We start from the raw sequence: 18,638 nt of genomic DNA on the forward strand, positions 1-18,638 counted from the left end.
GCCGCGGGCGCCCGCGGCGATGGCGTGCAGGGCCTCCGCCGGGGCCAGGTCGGTGGCCACCAGCACCACCTCGGGCCGGTCCGGCCCGTCGCGGGTCTCGCGCACCAGGTCGAGCACGCTGTCCGCGACCGCGTCCACGATCACCACGGTCACCTCTGGCGGCTCCCCCGGCCCGGCCACGGCCAGATCGGGGCAGCTGTGCAGCGCACCGGTCGCGCCGGCTTCCAGCATCGGGTCCAGCGCCACCACGCTGACCCGTACCGGCTCACCCATCCGGTTCCTCCTCGCTCGTGTTGCCTCCTGCCGGTCAGCCAATACGTGCCGGAGCGGCGGCACATCGGGTCCGACCACCCACATTTCCGCCGGGCCGGGTGGCGACCACCCACAATCGCCCGGCCGGCTGGCGCGCGGCAGGGCCCGGCGGTCCAGGGTGAGCAGTGGACCGCCGGGCCCGGCAGTGTGGTTCAGGCCGCGAGCGCAGGCGCCTCCGCCGTGCGCTGCTGACGGTCCAGCAGCAGGCCGAAGGCCGCCGCCAGCACCGTCCACACGGTGGCCAGCTGGATCAGCGAGTACAGCCGGAACTGCCACAGCAGCGTGCCGGGGATGTCCGCCGGGATCGGATCGTTGTTGGCGGGCAGCAGGAACACCACCAGCGCCAGCAGGACCACAGTGGACAGTCCGGTGACCGCGAGCCTGCTGGAGCGGTCCCAGCCCTTGTCCGCCAGGAACCGGTTGAACCACGGCGCGAGGTTGGCCAGCACCAGCCCGGCGACGATGACCGCCAGGTACAGCAGGGTGCGTTCCTCCACTGTGGACGGATCGCCGACACCGGGCGGGTTGGCCGGATATTTCAAGCCTGGCAACAGGGAGACGACCAGGAAGCCGACGCCGCCCAGCAGCAGCGCGCGGTCGAAGTCGGCCCTGCCGGGCAGCCGGTGCCGCAGCCGCGCGTAGACGACCGCGAACACCGCGCCGATGGCCAGGCCGAACACCACGGTGGCCAGCAGTCCGCCGAGCAGCTGGGTGTCCCGGTCGAACAGCTCGCCGTGGTGCCCGGCCGCGGCGGGATCGGCTGGGCGGGCCTCCTCCACCGCCAGCGCGGCTTCCAGTGGGACCTCGGTGAGGAAGTACTGCACCGCGGCGCCTGCCAGTCCGGCCAGGACACCGGCCAGAGCGCCGCGGGCCAGGGTGGATGCGAAGGTGGGCGTGCTCATCAGCGCGTCCCCGTTCAGTGGCACGGGACGCCGAGCGCGTGCCGCCCGTCGTGCGCGAACTCGTGGATGAGTTCCGAAGCGTGCGCCAGCACCAGGCCGTTCTCCTGCAGCAGCACGTACAGCACGATCAGCGCGGCGGCGGCGACCAGGTAGGACCAGGCGGGGACCGGGATGGCGGTGGGACGATCGGGGGACGCGGCGGATGCCGACATGTTCTTCCTCCATGCCTCGTGGACGGTTCCAGACGCGCCGCAGCCGGTCTCCTGGCTCCCGGATCACGGCCACGTCTCTCGCCTTCCCAGACGGCGAACCGTCCAGTGGCCTGGATCGAGACGGGCTTCCCCGGTCACAGTGGCGAGGACCACGCCGGAATCGCACCGGCTTCCCGAACACTGCGGCCCCGTGACGGTAGGCCACCGCGCGGCGGCGCAGCCAGCGCCGAACGGGTCATCAGCATCACAATCAGGCCGCGAAGTGCTGGCCGGCGGAACTTTCGTCGCGCTCGCGCGTTCAGGCGGCAGGGTCGGGGGCCGGGTCGCTGCGCAGCCTGCTGTACAGGTAGCCGTCCCGCCACTGGCCCGCGCGCCATTCCACCGCGCGCAGCACGCCCTCGTGCTGGAAACCGGCCTTCACCAGGGATCGTTGTTCGGCGTGGTTCTCCGGGTGGGTGCCAGCCTGGATCCGCTCGGCCGGGGTGTGCAGGAACAGGTAGTCGCACAGCATCGCCTGCGCCCGCCAGCCGATGCCCTGGCCGCGCCACTCCGGCAGCAGCACGATGCCGATCTCCCAGTACCGGCCGCGGCCGTGGCTCCTGGTGTCCCAGGCGACAAAACCCGTTGCGGTGTCGTCAACCTCGACGATCAGCCGGCCGCCGTCCTCGCCGAGGTAACCGTCGACCGGGAACCGCCGGGTGGCCGCGCCGGGGTCGCTGAAGCCGTTCCAGTCCAGGCCGACCAGCCAGGGTTCGGTGGCGAACCGGCGGAACAGGGCCAGATCCGGCTCGGTCACCGGGCGCAGGGCCGGCACGGGCACCGCTCACACCTCCGGGGCGATGCGGGTGAGCAGTTCCGCGACCACGGGATCGCGGGTGGCGGTGGCCGCGGTCATGGCGGCCAGCTGGTCGATCAGCCAGCCGATCAGCTCCTCGCGGGTGTAGTCCCGTTCCTGCAACCAGATCAGCAGGCTGCCCTCGACCACCGCGACCCAGCAGCGCAGGGTCAGCAGCAGGAACGGGCTCGGCTCGGTGACGCCGGTGACGTCCAGGATCTCCTGGACCGCGAGGTGGCGGACCTCGTCGACCAGCGCGTCGGTGTCCCTGGTGGCGACCACGGATCCGCTGCGCAGCAAGGCGATGTAGGCGGTGGCGTAGGTGTCGGCGACGTCGACGAACACCCCGAGGGAGCGGCGCAGCTGGTCCAGCAGGGTGCCGGGTTCGCGCCGGGTGAGCCGGTCGACCAGCTCGTCCACCGCGGTGCGCAGCGCGGCCACGTGCAGTTCGCGCAGGCTGCCGAAGTACCGGTAGAACAGGGCCCTGGAAACCTCGGCGTGGGTGATGATGTCCTCGATCGACACCAGTTCCGGCGCGCGGCTGCTGTACAGCTCCAGGGCGGCGCTGATCAGGTCGTCCCGGCGTTCGGCCGGGGACATCCGGCGTTTGCGCCGGGGCTGGCTGGTCTCGGTCAGTTCAGTCATGTCCGGTTCATCATCACAGATCCAGCGTCAGCCGGGTGTGCGCCCGGGCCACGCAGATGCGCGCCTGGTCCGGATCGTCGGCCGGATGGCGGCGGTCGGGCACGCCGTCGAGCACCCGGACCCGGCAGGTGCCGCAGAACCCCTGTTGGCAGGAGTAGCCGACATCGGGCAGCACGGCGCGGATCGCGGTGAGCGCGGAGGTTTCGGCCGGTACCGGCACGGTGCGGCCGGTGCGGCGCAGCTCGACCTCGAACGGCGCGCCGCCGAGCACCGGTGGCGGGCTGAAGCGTTCCCGGTAGAGCGGCCGGGACACCGGCACGGCCCGGCGGACCGCGGCGAGCATGGGTGGCGGGCCGCAGCAGTAGACCACCGAGCCGGCGGTGTCGACCAGGTCGGCGGCCGAGGGCGGGCCGCCCTGCTCGTCGTCGGCGTGCACCCGCACCCGGTCGCCGTAACCGGCGAGCTCGGCCAGGAACGGCATGCTGGCCCGAGACCGTCCACTGTAGACAAGCCGCCAGTCCGCGCCGGCCCTGGCCGCGGCGTGCGCCATCGGCAGGATCGGGGTGATCCCGATGCCGCCGGCCAGGAACAGGTAGCGCGGGGCAGGCACGAACGGGAAGGCGTTGCGCGGCCCCCGGATGCCCAGTTCGTCCCCGGCGCGCAGTTCGTGCACCTCGCGGGAGCCGCCACCGCCATCGGCGATCCGGCGGACCGCGATCCGGTACCCGGCTGACCGGTCGACCGGGTCCCCGCACAGCGAGTACTGCCGCCGCCGGCCGGAGGGCAGGTGCACGTCCAGGTGGTGTCCCGGCTGCCAGGCGGGCAGCGGGCCGCCGTCGGCGGCGACCAGGCGCAGGCTCACCACGTCCTCGGCCTCGGCGCTGACCTGCTCGATCCGCATCCGCCGCGGCGGTTCGGGCGGTGCGTCGACCGGTCGGCGGCCGCGCAGCAGCCGGATGTAGCGGTCCATCGCGCGAGCCGCCCAACCGGCCAGCCGGTCGGGTGGCGCGTCCTGGTAGGCCATCAGTGCTCCGCGGCCCGCGCGGCGGGCGAGGTCGCCAGGTAGGCCACGGCCTGGGCGGTGGAGCCCTCCTGGGAAGGGTGGTAGGAGCGGCGGAAGAAGGTGGCCGTCTTGCGCAGCAGCTGGCCGTAGCTGGGCAGCAGGCCCCGGCGGGCGCCGCGGCTGACGTCGCGCCAGCGCGGCCGGACCCGCCCGCCGAGCTCCGGATCGGCGCGCATCAGGTGCTTGAGGCCGCGTACCCACAGCAGCACCAGCACCGGTCCCACGATCGCCATCGCGCGCAGCCGGCGCAGGTAGCTGCCGTCGACGTGGTGGTACAGGTCGAAGGCGACCGAGCGGTGCTCGACCTCCTCCGCGCCGTGCCAGCGCAGCAGGTCCAGCATGGTCGGATCGGCGCCTGCCCGGTCCAGGCCGCGCGCGTCCAGGATCCACTGGCCGAGGAAGGCGGTGACGTGTTCCACCGCGGCCACGTAGGCCAGCCGTTCCACCAGCCAGGCCCGCTGACCCCGGGCGTCGAGGTCCCGGTCGCCGAGGATCCTGGCGAACATCCACTCCACCTGCCGCACGTACGGGTCCGGGTCGATGCCCTGTGCCCGCAGGTGTTCCTGCGCTCCTTGGTGGGACTCGGCGTGCACGGCCTCCTGGCCGACGAAACCGATCACCTGCTCGCGCAGCTCAGCGTCCCTGATCAGCGGCAGGGCCTGTTGGAAGACCTTGACGAACCAGCGCTCGCCCTCGGGCAGCAGCAGGTGCATGACGTTGATGATGTGGGTGGCGAACGGTTCGCCGGGCACCCAGTGCAGCGGGGTGCGGGTCCAGTCGAAGTGCACGTCTCGGGCGGTGAGGACCAGGCGGTCGGGCTGCTCGTGGCTCATGGGGTCGCTCCGGTGCGGTCAGTGCGGGGTCAGGTCGCGGCGGGCGGCGGCGCGCAGCAGACCGGGGGTCAGGCGGGAGATCAGCAGCCCGGCATGCGCCTCCGGGGTGACCGGCGCGAGCGGCTTGTCCTGGTGCACGGCGAGCAGGATGGCGCGCGCGACCTTGGCGGGCGGGTAGTTCCGCCTGCGGTACAGGGCGGCGGTGCGGTCCCGGCTGCGCTGCTGCTGGGTGTCGTCCAGGCCAACGAAGCGGGTGCTGCGGGTGATGTTGGTGTTGACGATGCCGGGGCAGACCGCGGTGACGCCGATGCGGTGCGGGGCCAGCTCGGCGCGCAGGCACTGGGTCAGGGTGAGCACCGCGGACTTGGTGGTGGCGTAGGCGGGCAGGGTGCGCGAGTAGAGGTAGGCCGCAGCGGAGGCGATGTTGACCAGGTGTCCGCCCTCGCCGCGCTCGACCAGCTGGTCGGCGAAGATGCGCGAGCCGTGGATGACGCCCCACAGGTTGACGTCGATGACCCGCTGCCAGTCCTCGGTGCTGGTGTCCAGCAGCGCCCCGGCCATGCCGATGCCGGCGTTGTTGACCACCACGTCCGGCACTCCCCTGCCCCGCCGGACCTCCTCGGCGAAGGCGATCATGGCCTGCTCGTCGGCCACGTCCACGGTGTGCGCGCTGGCGGTGACACCGAACCGCTCGGCCAGCTCGGCCGTGCGCGCCGCCGACTCACCGTCCACATCGGACACCACCACGTCGGCGCCGTGCTCAGCGAAGGCCAGGGCGGTCTCCCGCCCGATGCCGCTGCCCGCGCCGGTGACCAGCACCAGGTGGTCGGCCCAGCGCTGTTTGGGCCGGATCGGGCGGATCCGGCGCAGCGACCGGGTTTCCGGGCCGCCGTCGAGGTGTTCGGCGAACTCGGTGACGCAGCGCGCGATGACCTCGGGCCTGCTGCGCGGCAGCCAGTGCCCACCGGCGATCCGCCGCACCCGCAGGTCGCTGACCCAGCGGGCGATGTCGGTCTGCACCGGCGTGCTGACGAACGGGTCCCTGCTCGGCGCCAGCACCTGCACCGGCACCTCGGTGCGCCGCTGGGCCGGCCGGGCGAACCGGGAGGGCATGTTGGCCCGGTACAGCTGGAGTCCGTGCAGACCGTCGGCCAGCACCGGCGGCGGGATGGCGACCCCGTCACCGAGCTTGACCAGCCGCCCCATCACCTCCGGCAGGATTCCGCTGCGCCAGGCCAGTTCCGGCACGAACGGCAGCTGGAAGAAGCCGATGTAGCCGGAGAACACCAGCTGTCGCAGCAGTTCCCGCAGCCCGCGAGGGCTCGGCCTGCGCAGCCGGTCCCGGATCCAGTGTCCGGCGTGGTCCAGGCAGGGGCCGGAGATCGAGGTGTAGGAACGGATCCGGGTCTTCAGCGCCGGGTCGGTGACCGCGTGCCAGGCCTGGATCGAGCCCCAGTCGTGGGCCAGCAGGTGCACCGGGTGGTCCGGGCTCACCGCCGCCGCCACGGCTACCAGGTCGGCGACCAGCCGGTCCAGGAGGTAGTCCTTGCGCGCTTTGGGTTTGCCGGACTCGCCCGCGCCGCGCACGTCGTAGGCGACCACGTGGAACCGCTCGGCCAGCCGCGCCGCGACGTCCGTCCACACCGAACTGTCGTCCGGGTAGCCGTGCACACAGAGGACGGTCGGCGCGGTGGGGTCGCCCCATTCCCGCACGGCCAGCCGGACCCCGTCACCCTGGACGAACCGGGTGCGCCCGGCCTCCGCAGGCACCGCGTTGTGAGACATAATGTCATGTTAGACATTCTGTCAATAGGGGTGGGCCGGGGCTCACTCCACCGGGAACGGATCGTCGAGCAAGCCCAGGTCCGGCGGCACCAGCGTGGTGGAGAGCACCAGCTCGCGCAGCAGGTTGTCGTTGAGCGCGTTGCCCACCGGCTCGCCCACCTCGGCCTTGGTCAGCCCGGCCACGCCCCCGGCCGACAGGCGCGCCCGCACCTCGGTGACCATGTGCTCGACCCGCTTGATCGTCCACCCGGCGCCCGGCTGCAGGCCGGCCAGCACCTCCGCGGTGTGCTGCCGCGACATCGGCTGCGGCCGCGCGTCGTGCAGCAGGTACCGCTGGCCCAGCACGACCAGCATCAGCTTCTCCTCCGGCCGCAGCACCCAGGTCCGCGGCGGCCGGGTCGGCTCGCCGTGCCGGGGCTGCGGGCGGCCGCCGTCGGAGCCGGCGACGTAGACCTCCAGCAGGTGCTCGCGGTTGCGCGCGCCACGGATGAACAGCGGCGTGTAGCCCTCCTCCAGCGGCACCTCGTCCTCGCCGCCGCACAGCAGCAGCGCGCCGGGGAACCTGATCGGCAACCGGCCGGTGTTGCCCACCCACCACTGGCCGAACCGCCTGGTCAGCACACCGTGCCGCCTGCTCACCTGCACGTCGTCCTCGCCGACGCAGACGTCGACGTCCGGCCGGTTGCGCCCGAAGCGGACCTGCTGGCCCTCCATCGGCGCCATCCGCACGCCGCCGGTCACGGTCAGCGCGTACACCTCGCCCGGCGCGGCGCGTTCCACGCCGTGGGCCAGGCTGCGGTGCTTGCGGGGCAGCAGCACGCCGCCCGCTCTGGGTGTGGTCATTCCGGCCTCCTCGCACCGTCGTGGGGCCAGTCTGCGCCCGCGCTGCCGGGACCCCTCCCGATCACCGTGCCAGGCGGGCCGCTACCTGGCCAGCCACGGCCCGCGCCGGTGCGCACAGCTTCTCGCCGGGCTGGTCGTCGCGCACCACCACGCGCACCACCTCGATCATCGGCTTGCCGTCGGGGCCGGTGTAGTCGCGGTGCACGATGGCCGCCTCGCAGGTCCGCTCGCCGTAGCCGTCGGCCTCGACGTAGGTCGCGCGGCCGCTGAGGTCGGTCCGGTCGCCGTCGCGCGCGCCCATCGGCTGGTCCCGGTCGAAGATCACCAGCAGCGTGCGGCGGCCGCGTTCCCACTCGCAGAGCCAGTTCCCGAACCCGGGGCCAGGCGTGGCCGCGCCGCCGAGGGCGGTGGCGGCCTCCTGCTCCGCGACCAGCGCGCAGGCGTCCAGGCCGGCCAGCGAGCCGGGAGCGGGTTCTGCCTGGCGGCGCGGGATCTGCCCCCGGCCCAGCACGATCACCACGCCGCTGGTGACCGCGTCGGCCATCGCGCACAGCTCGGCCCGGCGGTTGCCGATGTGCTTGGCGCTGACCACGATCCGGTAGCCGTCGTTGAGCTGGACGGTCCGCCTGCACTGGCCGTTGCGCTCCGGGGCGCGGTCGATCGAGGCGACCGGGGTGGCGGTGACCTCGGTCGGCGCGTTGCCCGCGCGCGGTTCCAGCTCGACCCGGACGTCGGCCTCATCCTCGGGGTCGGGGCTGAGCCGCACCAGCACGTCGCACCGGTTGAAGTTGCCGTAGTCCGCATCCAGCCGGGCCTGGCCGAACCGGCTCAGCGCGGCCGGATCGGTGAGCGCGCACGGGTCCGCGGTCCGCGGGTCGCCGGTGACGGAGTCCGGTTCGCTACCGGCGTGGCGCCACACCAGCACGCCCGCGACGAGCCCGGTCACCACCGCGGCGGCGGCCAGCGCGAACCCCCACCGGCGGCGGCGCACCGTGCGCGGGATCCGGATGGTGGCCTCACTGCCGTTGGCCACCTCGCGCAACATCGACTCGGCCGCCGCCGCGCTGGGACGGTCCCCGGGTCGCTTGCGCAGCAACGCTTCCAGCACCGGGCCGAGTGATCCGGCCAGTCGCCGCGGCTCCAATTGGTAGCTGGCCGCGCGGTGCACCTGGCCGTACGGGTTGACCGTGGCCTGGCCCCACGGCGAGCAGCCCTCCACCGCCGCGAACAGCGTGGCGCCCAAGGAGAACACGTCTGCCGGGGCGTCACCGGCCTCGCCCTTGGCGACCTCGGGGGCGAGGAAACCGGGCGTGCCGTCCAGCTCGGCGCCGCCCGCGCGGGTCTCCTCGGTCCAGCGGGCGATGCCGAGGTCGGTCAGCTTCGCGGTGCCCTTCGCGGTGAGCAGGACGTTGCCCGGCTTGACATCCCGGTGCACCAGGCCGTCCTCGTGCATGGCGGCCAGCGCGGCGGCCAGCTGCGCGCCGATCCGGGCGACCTGCTCCGGCGGCAGCGGACCGTCCTCGGTGAGCACCCGGTCGAGGTCACGGCACTCCAGGTATTCCATGACCAGCCAACGGTCCTCGCCGTCGAGCAGCACGTCGAAGACGGTGACCACGCCGGGGTGGTTGAGCCCGGCGCCGAGCCGGGCCTCCCTCCTGGTCTGGCTGCCCCCGTGCTCGCTGTCCGCCGAGTGCGACCGTTTGAGCGCCACCGTGCGGTTCAGCTCCAGGTCGGTCGCCCGCCAGACGACCCCCATCCCCCCGGCGCCCAACCGCTCCTCCAGGCGGTAACGCTCAGCGATCAGTTGACCACTGCGCATGCGGTCAGTGTAGGGAGCCGGGAACCCTCCCGCCCACCGGACCTAGCGTCCGCGGCCTCCGGTGCGGCAACCCGCTGGGGACCTGAGGAGGAGGAATCCACATGATCGGAAAGGTGTCGGCGGTCATCGCGGCGGCGGGGGTCGTCGTGCTGCTCGCCCCGGCCGTGGCCGGGGTCGCGGAACCGGCCGGGTCCCGGCTGGTGATCAGCAAGGGCGGCACGGCGGAGCAGCCGCTGGTCGTCGACGGCACGGGCAAGGACGTCAACGGCATCACCGTCAACGCCAGCCACGTGGTGATCCGCAACTTCCGGCTGGTCCAGCCCGAGGCGCCGGGAATTCGCGCGCAGGGCAACAACATCACCATCGAGGACAACACGATCACCGAGCCGCGCAACCGTGACGGCGACGGCATCCGGTTCTTCGGCACCGGGATCAAGATCCTGCGCAACACGGTGTCCGGCACCAGCAACAGGCACGGGCACGCCGACTGCATGCAGACCTACGCCACCAACACCCCGGCCAGCCAGGACGTGCTGATCGAGGGCAACCGGTGCGAGAAGATCGACAACATGTGCCTGATGGCCGAGGGCCCGAACGAAGGCGAGGGCAGCGGGCGCGGGCACTCGCACCACTTCACCATCCGCGGCAACTATTGCGAGACGCGGAAGGCTTCCCAGGCCCTGATGTTCGAGGACGTCCAGCACGCCACGATCGAGCGGAACGAGTTCGCCGCCTCGCCGGTGAAGGCGATCGGCCTGGCGATCAAGTCCACGAACGCGACCGTGCGCGAGAACAAGGTCAGCCCGGGCATCCGGTACGAGGTCGGCATCGACAACTCCTCCCGGCCGGGCTACCAGGGCCCCAAGCCCGGCGGCCGCCCCTGACCAGCCGGGGTATGCGCGGAACGCATCACCACCAGTAAGAACCGGCCTTGGACGCCTCCCCGGCCGGCCCCGGAAGCTGGCACCGACCGCATCACCGCAGCGACCGTGGAGGCGTCCATGCCCGAACCGGCCCCACCCCTCGCCGACCGACTGGTCGGGCGCGACCACCAGGGCTGGACCGCCGAACTGCACGCGGATTTCCGGCGCAACGAGCACAACGGCCGCGGCCGCCGGCACAGCCACGACGGCGCCACCCGCGAGGTGACCTACCGGTCGGGAGAAAGCAAGTTCCTGCGCTTCCCGGCCGGCCACTTCCTGCTGCACGACCTGGAGAACATCGGCCGCACCCCGCTGCTGTTCATCACCACCGAGTTCCTGGACAGCCCCAACCCGCCCCTGCCGCTCTAGCCCGCATTTCCCGGCCGGTCAGCGGGCGCGGGCAGGTGCGGCGGCACCACCTCCGCCGCTCGTTCGAGCAAGTCCAGGAAGGCCCCGGTCATCGGATCCGGCGCCCGCCGGGTGAACGCGGCCACCGGCCGCCGCACCGCGGGCTCGGGAAAGGCCACCGTCACCGCGTCGGTCGGCGCCAGGATGTTCGCGGGCACCAACGCGATTCCCAGCCCCGCCGCCGCCAGCCGGGGCGCGGCACTGGTCTGCGCCGTCCGCACCGACACCACCGGGCTGAACCCGGCGGCCGCGCAGGTCCGGTCCACCACCTCGGCGAGCCCGTTGACCGGATCGAAGTGCACCCACCGCCGCTCCGCCAGTTCCGCCACCGGCAACCGCCGCCCCGCCGGTGGCGCCTGCTCCCCCGCGGGCAGCACCAGCACGAACTCCTCCACCCCCAGCTCCCGCACCGGCCCGTCCCACTCCCGGGGCCGGGGCGAGACGGCGACGTCGGCGAACCCGTCCCGCACCGCCTGCTCCAGGTGGTCCCGATGCGTGAACTCGGTGATCCGCAGCTCCACCCCGGGATGCTCCTCCCGCCACTGCCGTACCACCGGCAGCAACGCCCCCAGGGTCAACGACTGCACCACCGCCACGTGCAGCTCCCCCGCCAGCAGCCCCGCGGCCCGCCGCCCGACCTCCCGCACCCGCCGGGCCTCGGCCAGCGCGCTCCGCGCCGCGGGCAGCACCGCCCGCCCCACCGCCGTCAGCTCCACCCCACGCGGCAACCGCTCCAGCAGCGGCGCTCCCACCACCCGCTCCAGCTCACGCACACTGCGCGACAAGGCGGGCTGCGTCAGCAACAACACCTCGGCGGCAGCCGTGAACGTGCCGCAGTCCACCACCCCGACAAAACACTCCAGCTGCCGCACGGTCACCACGTCCGCACCCTAGCCACGCCCGTTGTTGACGGGGTTTGCGGGCGGGACTATGTTCGTATGTAGAACTTATGTGCGCTATGCGAACATTGGAGCGGGCGATGGCGGAGATCGTGTCGCTGGCGGACGGGGTCGCCGAGCTGGTGCGGGACGGGGACGTCCTCGCGCTGGAGGGGTTCACCCACCTGATCCCGATGGCGGCCGGGCGGGAGATCATCCGGCAGCGGCGGCGAGACCTGACGCTGGTCCGGATGACGCCGGACCTGGTGTACGACCAGCTGATCGGGGCCGGGTGCGCGCGGAAGCTGGTCTTCTCCTGGGGCGGCAATCCCGGGGTGGGGTCGCTGCACCGGTTCCGGGACGCGGTGGAGCACGCGTGGCCCCGGGCGCTGGAGCTTGAGGAACACAGCCACGCGGGGATGGCCAACCGCTATGTCGCCGGGGCGTCCGGGTTGCCGTTCGCGGTGCTGCGCGGCTACTCGGGGACCGATCTCGGCTCGGTGACCCCGACGATCCGGGCGATCGACTGCCCGTTCACCGGGGAGCGGCTGGCCGCGGTGCCCGCGCTGAACCCGGATGTGACCGTGGTGCACGCGCAGCGGGCCGATCGGCGCGGCAACGTGCAGCTGTGGGGGCTGCTGGGGGTGCAGAAAGAAGCGGTGCTGGCGGCTCGGCGGAGCTTGGTGACCGTCGAGGAGGTGGTGGACGAGCTGACGCCGGTGCCGGGGGCGATCGTGTTGCCGTCCTGGGTGGTCAGCCGGGTGGCAGTGGTGCCGGGTGGGGCCCATCCCTCGTACGCGCAAGGCTATTCCGAGCGGGACAACCAGTGGTACCAGGACTGGGACCCGATCTCGCGCGACCGGGAACGGTTCCAGGAGTGGTTGCGGGACAACGTCTTCGCCCCGGCCGGGAGGATCGGATGAGCGGGTACACCGCGGATGAGATGATGACGGTGGCCGCCTCGCGGGCGTTGCGGGACGGCGTCCGGTGCTTCGTCGGGATCGGACTGCCTTCCACCGCCGCGAACCTGGCGCGCCTGACGCACGCGCCGGAGCTGGTGCTGATCTACGAGTCGGGCACCCTGGGGTCCAAGCCGGACCGGCTGCCCGCCTCGATCGGGGACGGCATTCTCGGTGAGACCGCGGATGCGGTGATCAGCGTGCCCGAGGTGTTCAACTACTGGTTGCAGCCCGGGCGGATCGATGTGGGCTTCCTGGGGGCGGCGCAGCTCGACCGGTTCGCCAACATCAACACGACCGTGGTCGGGGACTACCGGGACCCCAAGGTGCGGCTGCCGGGAGCCGGTGGCGCGCCGGAGATCGCGGCGTCCTGCCGGGAGGTCTTTGTGGTGGTGCGGCAGACCCGGCGCAGCTTCGTCGAGCGGGTGGACTTCGTGACCTCGGTCGGGCACGGGCGTGGCGCCGGTGATCGGGAGCGGCTGGGGTTGACCGGAGCCGGGCCGACGACGGTGATCACCGATCTTGGCGTGATGCGGCCGGATCCGGAGACGCGGGAGCTCACCCTGACGCAGCTGCACCCGGGTGTGCCGGTGGAGCAGGTGCGCGCCGCCACCGGGTGGGAGCTGCGGGTCTCCCCCGAGCTGGCCGAGACGCCCGCGCCGACCGCAGCGGAGCTGGCGGCGTTGCGGGAGCTGAAGGGGCGGTCATGACCGAGGTGTTCCTGCTGGACGGGCTGCGGACTCCGTTCGGGCGGCACGGCGGTGCGCTGTCGGCAGTTCGGCCGGATGACCTGGCGGCGCTGGTGTTGCGGTCGTTGACCGAGCGGACCGGGTTTGATCCGGGCGAGGTCGACGAGGTGGTTTTCGGGGCGGCCAACCAGGCCGGTGAGGACAACCGGAACGTGGCGCGGATGGCCGCGCTGCTGGCCGGGTGGCCGACCTCGGTGCCGGGGACCACGGTGAACCGGTTGTGCGGATCCAGTCTGGACGCGGCGATGCACGCCTCGCGGATGATCGCGGTGGGTGACGCGTCACTGGTGGCGGTCGGCGGGGTGGAGTCGATGAGCCGGGCACCGTGGGTGCTGCCCAAGCCCGCCAAGGGTTTCCCGGCCGCCGACGCGACCTTGCACTCGACGACGCTGGGGTGGCGGATGGTGAATCCGGTGATGCCGCGGCAGTGGACGGTGTCACTGGGCGAGAGCACCGAGATCCTGGCAGAGCAGTCCACTGTGGACAGAGCGAGCCAGGACGAGTTCGCGTTGCGCAGTCATCGGCTGGCCGCGGCGGCCTGGGATGCTGGGCACTACGACGAGCACGTGGTGGCGGTGCCGGGTGTGGAGCTGGCTCGGGATGAGAGCATCCGGGCCGATACGACGGCGGCCAAGCTGGCCGGGCTGAAGCCGGTGTTCCGTCCACAGGGGACGGTCACGGCGGGGAACTCCTCGCCGCTGAACGACGGCGCTTCGGCCTTGTTGCTGGGTGATGAGGCCGCTGCGCGACGGCTTGGTGTGACGCCGTTGGCGAGGATCGCGGGGCGGGGTGCGGCCGGGGTGGATCCGGGCGTGTTCGGGCTGGGGCCGGTGCGGGCGGCGGAGATCGCGTTGCGGCGGGCCGGGATCGGGTGGTCGGAGCTGACCGCGGTCGAGTTGAACGAGGCGTTCGCGGCGCAGGCGCTGGCCTGTCTGCGGGCCTGGCCGGAGCTGGATCCGGAGATCGTCAACGCCGACGGCGGGGCGATCGCGCTGGGCCATCCGCTGGGCGCCTCGGGCGGGCGGTTGCTCGCGCAGCTGGCTCACCGGCTGCGACGTGCCGGTGGCGGCTGGGGGCTTGCCACACTGTGCATCGGGGTCGGGCAGGGCTTGGCCGTGGTGTTGCAGGCGTGAGTGGGAGTGAGATGGAGCAGGCGGAGCGGGGCGCGCACCACGTGCAGTCGTTGGCGCGCGGGCTGGCGGTGATCACCGCGTTCGGGCCCGACCGGCCGGAGCTGACCCTCAGCGAGGTGGCCAGGGAGACCGGGATGACCAGGGCCGCGGCGCGGCGGTTCCTGTTGACACTGGTGGACTTGGGCTATGTGCGCACCGACGGCAAGCAGTTCGCGCTGACCGCCCGGGTGCTGGAGCTGGGGTACGCCTACCTGTCCAGCCAGTCGCTGCCGGAGGTGGCGCAGCCGCATCTGGAGCGGTTGTCGGCCGAGGTCGGTGAGTCCAGCTCGGTCTCGGTGCTCGACGGCGGCCAGGTCGTGTACGTGGCGCGGGCGGCGGTGTCGCGGATCATGACGGTCGGCATCAGCGTGGGCACCCGGTTTCCGGCGTTCGCGACCTCGATGGGGCAGGTGTTGCTGGCCGAGCTGGACGGGCCGGAGCTGGACGCGGCGCTGGCGGCCAGCGGGCTGACGCGGTTGACCTCGCGGACGATCACCTCGGCGGAGCGGTTGCGGGAGCAGCTGCGCCTGGTGCGGGCACAGGGGTGGGCGGTGGTGGACCAGGAGCTGGAGGAGGGGCTGCGGTCGGTTGCCGCGCCGATCCGGGACCGGGCCGGGCGGGTGGTGGCGGCGGCGAACATCGCCACGCATGCCAGCCGGGTGTCGGCGGGGGCGATGGAGGCGGAGTTGTTGCCGCGGTTGCTGGTGGCGTGCAAGGGGATCGAGGAGGACCTGCGGGCCCGGCGGTGACCGCGGTCGCTCAGGCCGCTCCCCCGCCGGGGCGCAGGTCGGGCGGCCCTGCGGCGGCCGGGGCGCGGCCGTGCCAGGCGTCCTCGAGCAGGGCGGCGATGCCCTCGGCGGTGAGCGGGCGCGGGTTGGGGTACGGGGTGGCGGTGGCCAGCTCGACCGCACGGGGCAGGTCGGAGGCGGCCAGGCCCAGTGCACGCAGCGAGGTGGGGCCGCCGAGGCGGACGACCAGCTCGTGCACGCCGCGGGGCGCGTCGGTGACGCCGAGGGCCTCGGCGACCTGGCCCATCGCGGCCGGGGCCGCCGGGGCGTTGTAGGCCATCGCGTGCGGCAGCAGCACGGTGTGGGTTTGTGCGTGCGGCAGGTCGAAGGCGCCGCCGAGGGTGTGGCAGAGCTTGTGGTGCAGGCCCATGCCGACCGAGCCGAGGCAGGTGCCGGCCAGCCACGCGCCCTGCAACGCGTCGGCGCGGGCGGCCAGGTCGGCCGGGCCGGCGGCGATGCGGGGCAGGGCGCGGCCGAGGCGGGTGATCGCCTCCACCGCCAGCCGGTCGGTGATGGGGTTGGCCTGCGGCGCGTACAGGGCCTCCACGGCGTGCGCGAGGGCGTTGACGCCGCTGGTGACCGACCGGCCGGCCGGTAGGGCGAGGGTCAGCTCGACGTCGTAGATGACCGTTTCGGGCAGCACCTGCGGCGAGGTCAGCGTGGTCTTGACGCCCTGGTCGGTCTGGCCGAGCACCGCGGTGACCTCGGAGCCCGCGTAGGTGGTGGGCAGCACGACCTGCGGCAGGCCGGTGCGCAGGGCCAGCGCCTTGGCCAGCCCGATGGCCGAGCCGCCGCCGATGGCGACCAGGCAGTCGACGCCGTGCTCCCGCACCAGCGCCAGCGCGGTCCCGGTGACCCCGACCGGGGTGTGCGGGACCGGGCGTTCGAAGCGGGCGGCCAGCAGCGGGCCAAGCAGCCCGGCCGCCCGGTCGGCCGAGCGGGGCGAGCCGATCAGCAGGACCCGGGTGCCGCCGAGGGCGCGGACCTCCTCGGGGAGCCGGTCCAGGGTGCCGGGGCCGAAGAGGATCCGGGCCGGGTTGGCGGTGTAGGTGAACGTGGCCATGGGCGCAGTATCCGGCCCGGCACACAGGGGTCAGCGGGTGGAGTAGGAGCGGGCGCCGGTGCCCGCCAGCTTGCCGCCTTGCACGATCAGGTACTCCTCGCGGATCGGGGAACCATCGAAGAAGTTCTCCAGGATCTCCCTGGTGCCCGCGGCGTAGCGGGTCTGGGCGGACAGCGAGGAGCCGGAGATGTGCGGGGTCATGCCGTGGTGCGGCATGGTGCGCCACGGGTGGTCGGCTGGGGCCGGTTGCGGGTACCAGACGTCGCCCGCGTAGCCGGCCAGGTGGCCGGACTCCAGCGCCTGGACCACGGCCTGCTCGTCGGCGATCTTGGCCCTGGCGGTGTTGATCAGGTAGGCGCCGCGGCGCATGGTGGCGATGAGCTGCTCGCCGAAGAGACCCTCGGTCTCCGGGTGCAGCGGCGCGTTGATGGTGACCACGTCGCAGTGCGGGACCATGGTGGCGGCGTCCGGGTGGAAGGTCAGGCCCAGCTCCCGCTCCAGCTCGGCGGGCAGGCGGTGGCGGTCGGTGTAGTGCAGGTGCACGTCGAAGGGCTTGAGCCTGCGCAGCACGGCCAGCCCGATCCGGCCGGCGGCGACCGTGCCGACGTGCATGCCCTCCAGGTCGTAGGAGCGGGCCACCGCGTCCGCGACGTGCCAGCCGCCGTCCCGGACGATCTGGTGTGAGGGCAGGTAGTTGCGGACCAGGCCGAGGATCATCATCAGCACGTGCTCGGCCACGCTGATGCTGTTGCAGTAGGTGACCTCGGCGACGGTCACCCCGGCCTCGATCGCGGCGGCCAGGTCCACGTGGTCGGAGCCGATGCCCGCGGTGACCGCGAGCTTGAGGTTGGGGGCCTTGGCGATCCGCTCCGGGGTCAGGTAGGCGGGCCAGAACGGCTGGGAGATGACCACGTCGGCGTCGGCCAGCTCGCGCTCGAACACCGAGCCGGGGCCGTCCTTGTCCGAGGTCACCACCAGGGTGTGCCCCCTGCTCTCCAGGAACCGGCGCAGCCCGAGCTCGCCGGAGACGCTGCCCAGCAGCGCGCCGGGGGTGAAGTCGACGGCCTGGAGACTGGGCAGGGTCTGGCCGTCCGGATAGCGGTCCAGGTGCGGCAGGCCGTCCCTGGCGTAGCCGGTCGGGTAGCCGTCGACCGGGTCGTCGTAGAGCACGCACAGCACCTTCGCCATGTCGCCTTCTCCTCGCGCTGGGGGGTGGGTCTTCCTTGCCCTACCGAGCGTTCAGTGCGGCAACGGCGCAGGTCAAAGCGTTTGCTCCTGTCGACCGATAGCTCAGGGCTATGACAGGTGGGCGCGGGCGACCCGGTCCAGCTCGCCGCGCACGTCCACCACGCGGGCCACCTCGGCCAGTGCCGCGGCCATCGGCGCCTCCGGGTCGCGGGCCGCGGTGACCAGGCCGACCCGGGGGGTCTGCGCGGTGCCATGCAGGGGCAGCGCGCGCATCCCGGCCGGCACGCCGAACATGTGCAGCCAGGCGTGCGAGATGACCGAGTACCAGGTCCGGGTGGCCACGTGCGCGTACAGCGCGGCCACCGAGTCGGTCTCCACCGCGGGCGCGACGGTGGCGCCCGCGGCGGCGAAGAGCTCGTCCAGGATCCGGCGGTTGCGCATCTGCGCGGACAGCAGGCACAGCGGCACCGCGGCCGCCTCGGCCCAGCCCGCCGAACCCTGACGAGCAAGATCACTGTCGCTCGGCGCAAGCAAGAGATAGCGTTCCTCGTATACGGGGAGTCGCCGGACCCGGCCCAGCGGCTCACCGTCCAAATAGGTCAGTCCGGCGTCCAGCTCGAACTCGGCAAGGCCGTGCGCGATGTCCCGAGAGGACAGTGACCGGATGCTGACCCTGGCGTGCGGATGTCGTTGGCAGAACGGGGCTGTCAGCAACGAGACCGCGGTGAGCGCGGTGGGGATGGCGCCGATCCGGACCGTGCCGGTGAGTCCCTGGCGCATCTCCGCCAGCTCGTCCTGGAGGGCGTCCCGCTCGGCCAGGATGCGGTGCGCCCACAGCAGAACCCGCTCACCCTCCGCAGTCAGGCCGTCGAACTTGCGGCCCCGATCGACCAGCGGCGTGCCCAGTTCCTTCTCCAGGGAACGGATCGCCGAGGACAGCGAAGGCTGGGAGACATGGCAGGCCGCGGCGGCGCGGCCGAAGTGCCGCTCCCTGGCGAGCGCGACCAAGTACTCCAGTTGACGCAACAGCACACCCCAGCATGGTCCAGCGCGGCGGTCGCGGTCCAGTCGCGCAACCGATTCCACATTGCCGTGCAACCGATTCCACATGGGATTTTCCCGGTACTGAACCAGTCCACAATGGACATTCAGTGTTTTGAGTCCGACCCGGATGGACGATTTCCCGGAAATGCGGGAACCCCTAGCATCGCCGGGGTGCTGCGGCGGCGAACCCCACACGAAATTCCCATTCCAGCGACCC

At 72.7% G+C, this 18,638-nt stretch carries 19 protein-coding genes, 1 pseudogene and 1 riboswitch; of the genes and pseudogenes, 6 read left to right on the top strand and 14 right to left on the bottom strand.

The features are described 5' to 3' along the window. The 10 genes and pseudogenes from ACWDY5_RS36440 to ACWDY5_RS36485 all read right to left on the bottom strand — a co-directional run. Positions 1-273: pseudogene (locus ACWDY5_RS36440) on the bottom strand (DNA-binding response regulator); the annotation flags it as partial. A gap of 191 nt (positions 274-464) precedes the next feature. Then, positions 465-1,214, bottom strand: a complete 750-nt coding sequence (locus ACWDY5_RS36445) for a CbtA family protein (protein ID WP_449726679.1) — start codon at positions 1,212-1,214, stop codon at positions 465-467. Between the two features lie 14 nt (positions 1,215-1,228). Continuing rightward, positions 1,229-1,426: a CbtB domain-containing protein gene (locus tag ACWDY5_RS36450; RefSeq protein ID WP_252482546.1), complete on the bottom strand. Its 198-nt coding sequence runs from the start codon at positions 1,424-1,426 to the stop codon at positions 1,229-1,231. 24 nt (positions 1,427-1,450) lie between these two features. Next, a riboswitch (cobalamin riboswitch) is annotated at positions 1,451-1,626 on the bottom strand. Positions 1,627-1,724: 98 nt separating this feature from the next. Beyond that, the gene (locus ACWDY5_RS36455; RefSeq protein ID WP_449726680.1) at positions 1,725-2,246 is read right to left on the bottom strand and encodes a GNAT family N-acetyltransferase; all 522 of its coding nucleotides are present in this window, start codon (positions 2,244-2,246) and stop codon (positions 1,725-1,727) included. A gap of 3 nt (positions 2,247-2,249) precedes the next feature. Continuing rightward, entirely contained in the window at positions 2,250-2,861 is a 612-nt protein-coding gene (locus ACWDY5_RS36460; RefSeq protein ID WP_449726720.1) for a TetR/AcrR family transcriptional regulator, read from the bottom strand. A gap of 58 nt (positions 2,862-2,919) precedes the next feature. Continuing rightward, complete coding sequence (locus tag ACWDY5_RS36465; protein ID WP_449726681.1) at positions 2,920-3,930, bottom strand: PDR/VanB family oxidoreductase; 1,011 nt, start codon at positions 3,928-3,930, stop codon at positions 2,920-2,922. Next, positions 3,930-4,802, bottom strand: a complete 873-nt coding sequence (locus ACWDY5_RS36470; RefSeq protein ID WP_449726682.1) for a metal-dependent hydrolase — start codon at positions 4,800-4,802, stop codon at positions 3,930-3,932. Before ACWDY5_RS36470 ends, ACWDY5_RS36465 begins: the two co-directional genes overlap by 1 nt. Positions 4,803-4,820: 18 nt before the next feature. Then, positions 4,821-6,587 carry an SDR family oxidoreductase gene (locus ACWDY5_RS36475; protein WP_449726683.1) on the bottom strand — a complete coding sequence of 589 codons (1,767 nt, stop codon included), beginning with the start codon at positions 6,585-6,587 and terminating at the stop codon, positions 4,821-4,823. Positions 6,588-6,629: 42 nt separating this feature from the next. Then, positions 6,630-7,430 (bottom strand): FHA domain-containing protein, encoded by an 801-nt coding sequence (locus ACWDY5_RS36480; protein ID WP_449726684.1) that lies wholly within the window; start codon positions 7,428-7,430, stop codon positions 6,630-6,632. Between the two features lie 61 nt (positions 7,431-7,491). Continuing rightward, positions 7,492-9,249, bottom strand: coding sequence for a serine/threonine-protein kinase (locus ACWDY5_RS36485; RefSeq protein WP_449726685.1), 1,758 nt, complete (start codon positions 9,247-9,249; stop codon positions 7,492-7,494). A gap of 101 nt (positions 9,250-9,350) precedes the next feature. On the opposite strand from ACWDY5_RS36485, the gene ACWDY5_RS36490 reads away from it, so the two are divergent. Both ACWDY5_RS36490 and ACWDY5_RS36495 read left to right on the top strand, forming a co-directional pair. Next, positions 9,351-10,133, top strand: coding sequence for a right-handed parallel beta-helix repeat-containing protein (locus ACWDY5_RS36490; protein ID WP_449726686.1), 783 nt, complete (start codon positions 9,351-9,353; stop codon positions 10,131-10,133). A 117-nt stretch (positions 10,134-10,250) separates the two neighbouring features. Further along, complete coding sequence (locus ACWDY5_RS36495) at positions 10,251-10,541, top strand: hypothetical protein (protein ID WP_449726687.1); 291 nt, start codon at positions 10,251-10,253, stop codon at positions 10,539-10,541. On the opposite strand, the gene ACWDY5_RS36500 is transcribed toward ACWDY5_RS36495, so the two are convergent. After that, positions 10,538-11,461, bottom strand: a complete 924-nt coding sequence (locus ACWDY5_RS36500) for a LysR family transcriptional regulator (protein ID WP_449726688.1) — start codon at positions 11,459-11,461, stop codon at positions 10,538-10,540. The two genes, ACWDY5_RS36495 and ACWDY5_RS36500, sit on opposite strands and share 4 nt — an antisense overlap. A gap of 98 nt (positions 11,462-11,559) precedes the next feature. Here ACWDY5_RS36500 and ACWDY5_RS36505 point away from each other — a divergent pair, with 98 nt between their 5' ends. The 4 genes from ACWDY5_RS36505 to ACWDY5_RS36520 are packed head-to-tail and all read left to right on the top strand — an operon-like array spanning position 11,560 to position 15,087. Continuing rightward, entirely contained in the window at positions 11,560-12,381 is an 822-nt protein-coding gene (locus ACWDY5_RS36505) for a CoA transferase subunit A (protein ID WP_449726689.1), read from the top strand. Next, on the top strand, positions 12,378-13,127 hold the full coding sequence (locus ACWDY5_RS36510) for a CoA-transferase subunit beta (RefSeq protein WP_449726690.1): 750 nt from the start codon (positions 12,378-12,380) through the stop codon (positions 13,125-13,127). The genes ACWDY5_RS36505 and ACWDY5_RS36510 overlap by 4 nt, the downstream gene beginning before the upstream one ends. Then, the gene (locus ACWDY5_RS36515; RefSeq protein ID WP_449726691.1) at positions 13,124-14,299 is read left to right on the top strand and encodes a thiolase family protein; all 1,176 of its coding nucleotides are present in this window, start codon (positions 13,124-13,126) and stop codon (positions 14,297-14,299) included. The genes ACWDY5_RS36510 and ACWDY5_RS36515 overlap by 4 nt, the downstream gene beginning before the upstream one ends. Before the next feature lie 11 nt (positions 14,300-14,310). Then, the gene (locus ACWDY5_RS36520) at positions 14,311-15,087 is read left to right on the top strand and encodes an IclR family transcriptional regulator domain-containing protein (RefSeq protein WP_449726721.1); all 777 of its coding nucleotides are present in this window, start codon (positions 14,311-14,313) and stop codon (positions 15,085-15,087) included. 10 nt (positions 15,088-15,097) lie between these two features. On the opposite strand, the gene ACWDY5_RS36525 is transcribed toward ACWDY5_RS36520, so the two are convergent. From ACWDY5_RS36525 to ACWDY5_RS36535, 3 genes are all read right to left on the bottom strand, one after another. Then, positions 15,098-16,189, bottom strand: coding sequence for a maleylacetate reductase (locus tag ACWDY5_RS36525; protein WP_449726692.1), 1,092 nt, complete (start codon positions 16,187-16,189; stop codon positions 15,098-15,100). 30 nt (positions 16,190-16,219) lie between these two features. Next, positions 16,220-17,377, bottom strand: coding sequence for an NAD-dependent formate dehydrogenase (locus ACWDY5_RS36530; RefSeq protein WP_449726693.1), 1,158 nt, complete (start codon positions 17,375-17,377; stop codon positions 16,220-16,222). 108 nt (positions 17,378-17,485) lie between these two features. Next, positions 17,486-18,409 (bottom strand): LysR family transcriptional regulator, encoded by a 924-nt coding sequence (locus ACWDY5_RS36535; protein WP_449726694.1) that lies wholly within the window; start codon positions 18,407-18,409, stop codon positions 17,486-17,488. Positions 18,410-18,638 lie beyond the last annotated feature (229 nt).

This window comes from Crossiella sp. NPDC003009 (assembly GCF_053591555.1).

Bases quoted from the DNA above. Each gene is read 5' to 3' on its own strand.
- ACWDY5_RS36445 (WP_449726679.1), bottom strand. From the start codon at position 1,214: ATGAGCACGCCCACCTTCGCATCCACCCTGGCCCGCGGCGCTCTGGCC.
- ACWDY5_RS36450 (WP_252482546.1), bottom strand. From the start codon at position 1,426: ATGTCGGCATCCGCCGCGTCCCCCGATCGTCCCACCGCCATCCCGGTC.
- ACWDY5_RS36460 (WP_449726720.1), bottom strand. From the start codon at position 2,861: ATGTCCCCGGCCGAACGCCGGGACGACCTGATCAGCGCCGCCCTGGAG.
- ACWDY5_RS36465 (WP_449726681.1), bottom strand. From the start codon at position 3,930: ATGGCCTACCAGGACGCGCCACCCGACCGGCTGGCCGGTTGGGCGGCT.
- ACWDY5_RS36470 (WP_449726682.1), bottom strand. From the start codon at position 4,802: ATGAGCCACGAGCAGCCCGACCGCCTGGTCCTCACCGCCCGAGACGTG.
- ACWDY5_RS36475 (WP_449726683.1), bottom strand. From the start codon at position 6,587: ATGTCTCACAACGCGGTGCCTGCGGAGGCCGGGCGCACCCGGTTCGTC.
- ACWDY5_RS36480 (WP_449726684.1), bottom strand. From the start codon at position 7,430: ATGACCACACCCAGAGCGGGCGGCGTGCTGCTGCCCCGCAAGCACCGC.
- ACWDY5_RS36485 (WP_449726685.1), bottom strand. From the start codon at position 9,249: ATGCGCAGTGGTCAACTGATCGCTGAGCGTTACCGCCTGGAGGAGCGG.
- ACWDY5_RS36490 (WP_449726686.1), top strand. From the start codon at position 9,351: ATGATCGGAAAGGTGTCGGCGGTCATCGCGGCGGCGGGGGTCGTCGTG.
- ACWDY5_RS36495 (WP_449726687.1), top strand. From the start codon at position 10,251: ATGCCCGAACCGGCCCCACCCCTCGCCGACCGACTGGTCGGGCGCGAC.
- ACWDY5_RS36505 (WP_449726689.1), top strand. From the start codon at position 11,560: ATGGCGGAGATCGTGTCGCTGGCGGACGGGGTCGCCGAGCTGGTGCGG.
- ACWDY5_RS36510 (WP_449726690.1), top strand. From the start codon at position 12,378: ATGAGCGGGTACACCGCGGATGAGATGATGACGGTGGCCGCCTCGCGG.
- ACWDY5_RS36515 (WP_449726691.1), top strand. From the start codon at position 13,124: ATGACCGAGGTGTTCCTGCTGGACGGGCTGCGGACTCCGTTCGGGCGG.
- ACWDY5_RS36520 (WP_449726721.1), top strand. From the start codon at position 14,311: ATGGAGCAGGCGGAGCGGGGCGCGCACCACGTGCAGTCGTTGGCGCGC.
- ACWDY5_RS36525 (WP_449726692.1), bottom strand. From the start codon at position 16,189: ATGGCCACGTTCACCTACACCGCCAACCCGGCCCGGATCCTCTTCGGC.
- ACWDY5_RS36530 (WP_449726693.1), bottom strand. From the start codon at position 17,377: ATGGCGAAGGTGCTGTGCGTGCTCTACGACGACCCGGTCGACGGCTAC.